Source organism: Enhygromyxa salina (assembly GCF_000737335.2).
Lineage (GTDB): Bacteria > Myxococcota_A > Polyangia > Nannocystales > Nannocystaceae > Plesiocystis > Plesiocystis salina_C.
On record NZ_JMCC02000110.1, the window covers coordinates 40,178 to 46,339 of the forward strand.

Sequence of the window (6,162 nt, forward strand, 5' to 3'; positions counted from 1 at the left end):
GCCTGACCCGGCTCGCGGTAGAGTTCGTCGACAGCCGCTCGTCTGCTTCAGCCTCGAGCAGCGTCACCCCCCGTCCGCGCTTCGAATCTGCGCAGCGGCTAGCCACCTCGCAGCGCACGCTCGACCGGACCGATCACCGCCTCGACCACGCTTGGCGCCGTCGGGGGGCTGAACAGCGAGCCCACGACCGCACCCACGATCGCCGCCATCAGCCCCCACGCGACCGGCAGCAGCCCCAGCCCGGGGATCCACCCGGCGAAGCTCGCGGCCAGCACCAAGTTGCCGAGCACCAACGAGGCCGTCGCGCCCCACACCGTGAACCGACGCCAGCGCAGCCCCAGCAGCAGCGTGGGCACCAAGGTCACGTAGCCCGAGAAGCTGACCCCCGCGAGCTTGAAGATCGACGCTGGCTTGTTGACGACGATCCACCAGGTCAGCGCCGCCAGCCCAACCAAGAACAGCCGGCCCAGGCGCACGGGGTGGCGCTCGCCCAGGGCCTGCGGCAGCACGTCGCGGGTCAGCATCGACGACAGGGTCAGCATCTGCGCGTCGAGGGTCGACATCACGGCGGCGAGGATCCCCGCGAGCGCCACGCCCTGCAGGGTCGGCCCGAGGTGATCGAGCACCAACATCGGAAACACCGCGTCAGAGGCCCGCCCAACCAGCCCCGGGTGATCGACGGTCGCCCACATGCCAAACAACACGGCCGGGACCCACAGCACGATCATCGCCAGCGGGTAGTAGCGGCACGCGTTCTTCAGCGCACGCACGTCCTTGGCCGCGAAGATCCGCACCAACATGTGGGGGAACGCGATCACCGTCAGCGCGATCGCCAGCGCCCACGAGGCCCAGGCCCCCGGCGCGAACGGCCCCTGCCCGCTCGCGTGGGCGGGGCGCTCGAACAGCTGCGGCGACGCCTCCTGAACCCGCTGCATCAGCGCGGACAGCCCGCCAAGATCGTCGGAGATCAGGAAGAAGGCCAGCAGCGAGAAGCCCAGAAACACCGCGCCCTGAAACACGTTCGTCCACATCGTGGCCTTCATGCCGCCGAGGCTGGTGTAGGCCAGCGTGATCAGCAGGATCCCCGCCGCCGCCAGCTCGAAGCCGATCGCGCCCTCGCTGAGCACGTCGACGGCGATCCCGACGCCGGCCACCGCCGTGACCATGTACGGGACCGTGTAGATGAAGAACACCGCGAACATCAGCCACCCAAACCAACGCGCGTCAAACCTGCGGGCGTAGAGCTCGGCGGGGGTGACCACGCCCAGCCGCTTCGAGGCGATCCACGCGGGGTAGCCAATGATCCAAAAGCTCAGCGGGATCCCCAGCACCACAATGGCGGCGTTGAGCCCAAACACCGCGATGCCGTGGTGGTAGGCCAAGCCGGGGATCCCCATCAACACGAAGGGCGTGATGTTGGTGCCGAACAGCGCCATGAACAGCACCACGGTCTTGGCCGTGCGTCCGCCCAAGAAGTAGTCCTCTGCCGTCGCCTGCGTGCTGCGAAACGCGAGCGCGCCGATCACCAGCACGATCGCGAAGTACACGAGGATCACAATCAAGCGGATCGCAGGCGCGCTCATTGACTCTGCCTCACTCGTTGTCGGGCCACAGCCGTCCCGTCATCCAGAACACCAGCGCGGCCGCGGCCGTGATCCATCCGATGCGGTAGGCCAGATCGAGCGGCACCCAGCCGCACAGCAGCGGTCGCTCGCCCTGGCTCACCCCAAACATGTGGGCGACCAGCAGTGCCACCACCGCGAGCCAGAACAGCCCGTGCTCGACGCGACGGCTCATCCGACGCCAGGGTATCGCATCGGAGCTCGGCGTGAGCCCCGCGCGGTTGCGCTGGACCCCCCGCTGATCGACGTTGAACGAGTGGAACGAACTCCCGAGCCCGACCACCCGATTCACGACCTGATCCACAAGCGCTGGAGCCCGCTCGCGTTCGCGGATCAGGCGGTCAGCGACGCTGATCTTCGCTCCGTGCTCGAGGCCGCGCGCTGGGCCCCGTCGTGCTTCAACGATCAGCCCTGGCGCTTCATCGTCGCCCGGCGTGAACAGCCAGATGAGTACGCCCGCTTGCTGTCCTGCCTGGTCGAGAAGAACCAGAGTTGGGCCAAGTCCGCCCCGGTCCTGATGCTGTCTGTCGCCCACCTGGACTTCGCCAAGACCGGCAAGCCCAACCGCCACGCCCTGCACGACGTTGGGCTCGCCGCGGCGCAGCTGTGTTTACAGGCGACCGCCCTGGGTCTGAGCGCGCATCAAATGGCCGGCTTCTCGCAAGATCGCGCCCGCGAGCTGTATGCGATCCCAGACCGGTTCGAGCCGGTCGCCGCGATCGCGCTTGGCTACGCCGGCGATCCCAACCAGCTCCCGGACGACCTGCGCGCCCGCGATCGCGCCCCACGAACGCGCCTCCCCCAGGCCCAGCTCGTGTTCTCTGGGACCTGGGACCACCCGCTCGAATGAGCCCCCCATGAGCCCTATGAGGCGCACGAACCACGGAGCACACCGCAATGAGTACGCGACCGACAAACTCCCCCGCCTGCAGCAGCCCCGCGTTGACCCTCGAGGTCGAGACGATCATCGACGGCCAGCCCCGCGACATCGACGGGTTCAGCGTCCGGCGCATCCTGCCTGCGGCGGCGCAGCGCGCCCTTGGGCCCTTCGTGTTCTTCGATCACATGGGCCCCGCCCAGCTGCCGCCAGGCCGCGGGCTCGACGTGCGTCCGCACCCGCACATCAACCTCGCCACCGTCACTTATCTGTTTGACGGCGAGATCGTCCACCGCGACAGCTTGGGCACCCACCAGCCGATCCGCCCCGGCGCGATCAACTGGATGACCGCCGGGCGCGGCATCGTGCACTCCGAGCGCACCAGCGCCGAAGCCCGCGACGCGGGGCCAAGCCTGCACGGCATTCAGCTGTGGGTTGGCTTGCCAACCCAGTTCGAGGAGGTCGATCCCGAGTTCCATCATCACCCGGCCGACACGCTCCCCGAGATCGAGCGCGGCGGCGCGCGACTGCGGGTGTTGGCGGGCGCGGCGTTCGGGGTCACCTCGCCCGTCCACGTGTTCTCGCCGCTGTTCTACGTCGAGGCGATCATGCCAAAAGACAGCGAGATCGAGCTGCCTGCCGGGTATGCCGATCGCGCCGCCTACGTCGCGACCGGCAGCGTCTCGTGCGGGGCCGAGACCGCCGAAGTCGGGCGCATGCTGGTCTTTTCCGCGGGTAGCTCACCGCGGATCACCGCGACCACCGACGCCCGCGTGATGCTGCTTGGCGGCGCGCCGCTCGATGGCCCCCGTCACATCTGGTGGAACTTCGTCTCGAGCAACCGCGCGCGGATCGAGCAGGCCAAGCAAGACTGGTCCAACGGCCGGTTTCCAGCGGTGCCCGGCGACGAGGTCGAGTTCATCCCGCTGCCGCGCTGACGTGGCGCCCACGCACGCGGTCCCACAGCCGCCGCGGCCACGCGACGAATGGCCCGGCGTCGAAGTGACGATTATAGGGGTTGTTCAGCGTGTAGTAGATCGCCGTCCCGTCGACATGCCACGTGTCGCCGGTCTTCGCCAACCCGGTGACCGTGTACATGATCCCAAGCTGCAATTGCAGGATCCGCCGACACCACACCGGAACCGTGCCGCCCCACCCAAACCAGCGGGCGTCCAGCGAGAACCCGCGGCCGGCCGGCATCAGCGCCAGCAGCACCCCCCACACATCAACGCGAGCTGATCGGAACTCGAGCAGACCGAGCGGGGCAGCGCGGCGATGCAGCTTGGCCAGCTTCGCACTCACGAACTGCGAAGTAGCGCTGAAGCAGAAGAACCCGACCAATGCATTGTCGCAATCCCTAATTGCGACAATGCAATATATGGGTAGCAAGTTTATCCGGCCAGCCTCCCTGCTGGGACCCTACATTCGGAGCCTGCGCATCGCCCGAGGATATACCAGCGAGCAACTCATGCAACGAACTAAGTCGCCGCTACATGCGATCCGGCAAATCGAGCAAGATAACTTCAGCCCGAACATGCGCGCGCTCTACAATCTATGCGCCGAACTCGACATCTCGTTTCCGACACTAATTGAGGGATTGTGTCGGCAGGTCGAGGGCACGCAACACGAGATGCAGCATCGGGCCGTTGGGCTCACCTCGGACCAACGCCGCGCCGCGTTGTTTGCCTCTGGCCAGCTCACTCCGAGCGATGACGATGCGCTCGGGTGGTGACCACGGCGCGACTTCAACGAGCGTGGGGCGTTTCATGCACCTCGGACGACGTTGTCACCCGCAACAACAAAAGGCGACTCGAATGCCCCCGTAGTACACCTCGGGTGGCCAGGGGATGGGGTCGCCACAGGGCCCTGCATAGTCGAGCAGTGGATGGTGACCGCTCACCAGTGTCCCGCAGGGTTGGCCGAAGATCGACTCGCACACGAACCCCGTGAGCTCAGAGCAAGCGTTGGCTCGACACGCCTGACCCGTGTTCGCGCAGACGTCATCACACGTCAGCGGGGTCGGCTCGAGCCACTCCACTCCGAACCAACTTGGGCCACAAACACCATCGACACAGGTGCCTGATTCATAGTCGCCCTTTCCCCTCCCGTAGCAAATCGTTCCACACGTGCCGCAGTTGTACCTGTCGGTTTGGAGATCCGCGCCACCACACGGTAGGTCGGGCGTCTCCTCGGCGATGTCCGGCGGTGGCTCGTCGCCAGCACCATCACCCGGTTTGCTTGGCCCGCAGGCCACGAGCGACAAGACGAAGACTTGAACGAGCGTGGGACGTTTCATGCGACCTCAGTAGACTGCTGGCACGGGGAGCTTGCACCCCGTGAAGTTCGGACCAAAGGAAGGATCGGGCAGGCACGGCCAGACTTGCCCGATCTGGCTAAACCCCTGCACGAGGTTGGGGGACGCCATGAGTGGATTGATGAAGTTGGTCGAGCTATCGAGGCCGTTGGCCAGGAACACGACGGTGATGTCGTACATCCGGTTGTGGACCACGAGCGCGACCGTTCCGTCGTCGCTTCCCATCCAGCCGACCCAATTGCCCCGCACGTACCACCCGTGAACGTAGGCCCAGCCGGGGGCCTGCTTGTGATTGAAATTCCACAGGGCGGGGTGCCACATCCAGGCGGCGGCGCTCTGTGGCAACAAGGTGTCTGTACGGCTGATACTGCGGATGAGGCGTCCAAGCGCGTCACCATCAGCCCACCAGCCACCAGCAGCGAGAGGCGCGCCGCCGAGGTGAAAGTCCCCCCCATACCGGGTCGTGGCGCGCATCGGCGCGCGAGGATCGTCGGGCCCCATGTAGGGGCGCCAACGCTCAACGGGATTTGCTGTGAGACCCACGGCAGGTTGCACCGGGTTTGGCGAGGCGACATTGTACGGGTGCCGGGCGTCGATGAGATATTTTTGGGTCAATGTGCGAGTCGGACCGCGCGAGCGAACCCGGGGGCCAGGGTACGAATAGATTCGATCCACGAGACCGACCGGGGCGAGCAACTTGCTCGTCACGTACTCCTCGTATGCGACCCCAGATTGCAGGCGGACGAGCTCGCCCGCCAGGGAATAGCCAGCGTTCGAGTACCGCATCGTGCCCATCGTTCGATCCTGCGTGAACCACTCGGGTTGCCAGTAGGTATCGTCTTGCATGGATCCTAGGTTCACGTGCCCGTCCGGCGGGGGCGCAAAAACGTACTCGAACAGCTCCTCACCATCCACCGGGACGGTCGCTCCAGCCGCGACGATCAGCGCGTGCTCCACATACGACTGCGGCGTCGCACCGCCACCACCTCCGGCGAAGCCACCTTGATTGTCGAGCACGTCCCGAACCCGGACCGTCAGCGAGCTCGCGGGCGCCAGCGGGGCGTTGAGCAAGTAAGTCGGAGCCACGCCGATCATGTCCGCAAATGACGTATTGAGAGATACCCCCTGAACGTCCATCTCACGAACCACCGCCGTCGCGGTCAACGACTTGGATACGGACCCCGTCCCAATTGAGGCGTTCAGCGGCGTGTCGGGGTAGACCGCTGGCGCGAAGGTATACGCCCGATTGAGCACCAGGCTCGAGCCCTCGAAGATATGCAAGGTGGCCGAGGGACGGGTGTATTCGCCGATGTCCGCGCCAGCGCAGACCTCGTCGTGAAGGCACGGGA

Annotated in this window: 7 protein-coding genes; 3 read left to right on the top strand and 4 right to left on the bottom strand. The window is 66.2% G+C overall.

Features of this window, described 5'->3' with window-relative positions:
* Positions 1–98: 98 nt before the first annotated feature.
* Together DB30_RS32925 and DB30_RS32930 are read right to left on the bottom strand one after the other, a co-directional pair.
* Positions 99–1,583: a sodium:solute symporter family protein gene (locus DB30_RS32925; protein WP_052556566.1), complete on the bottom strand. Its 1,485-nt coding sequence runs from the start codon at positions 1,581–1,583 to the stop codon at positions 99–101.
* 10 nt (positions 1,584–1,593) lie between these two features.
* Positions 1,594–1,797 carry a hypothetical protein gene (locus DB30_RS32930; protein WP_146661681.1) on the bottom strand — a complete coding sequence of 68 codons (204 nt, stop codon included), beginning with the start codon at positions 1,795–1,797 and terminating at the stop codon, positions 1,594–1,596.
* 81 nt (positions 1,798–1,878) lie between these two features.
* On the opposite strand from DB30_RS32930, the gene DB30_RS32935 reads away from it, so the two are divergent.
* Both DB30_RS32935 and DB30_RS32940 read left to right on the top strand, forming a co-directional pair.
* Positions 1,879–2,472, top strand: coding sequence for a nitroreductase family protein (locus DB30_RS32935; protein ID WP_052556570.1), 594 nt, complete (start codon positions 1,879–1,881; stop codon positions 2,470–2,472).
* Between the two features lie 47 nt (positions 2,473–2,519).
* Positions 2,520–3,437, top strand: coding sequence for a pirin family protein (locus tag DB30_RS32940; RefSeq protein WP_052556572.1), 918 nt, complete (start codon positions 2,520–2,522; stop codon positions 3,435–3,437).
* On the opposite strand, the gene DB30_RS32945 is transcribed toward DB30_RS32940, so the two are convergent.
* The gene (locus DB30_RS32945) at positions 3,418–3,801 is read right to left on the bottom strand and encodes an HTTM domain-containing protein (RefSeq protein ID WP_146661683.1); all 384 of its coding nucleotides are present in this window, start codon (positions 3,799–3,801) and stop codon (positions 3,418–3,420) included. The two genes, DB30_RS32940 and DB30_RS32945, sit on opposite strands and share 20 nt — an antisense overlap.
* Between DB30_RS32945 and DB30_RS32950 the strand changes: the two genes are divergently transcribed.
* The gene (locus tag DB30_RS32950; protein ID WP_165704062.1) at positions 3,782–4,231 is read left to right on the top strand and encodes a helix-turn-helix domain-containing protein; all 450 of its coding nucleotides are present in this window, start codon (positions 3,782–3,784) and stop codon (positions 4,229–4,231) included. The genes DB30_RS32945 and DB30_RS32950 overlap by 20 nt on opposite strands.
* A gap of 570 nt (positions 4,232–4,801) precedes the next feature.
* Here the strand turns inward: DB30_RS32950 and DB30_RS32955 are convergent.
* Positions 4,802–6,162: serine hydrolase domain-containing protein (locus DB30_RS32955; protein ID WP_146661685.1), on the bottom strand; the 1,361-nt coding region annotated here is incomplete at its 5' end.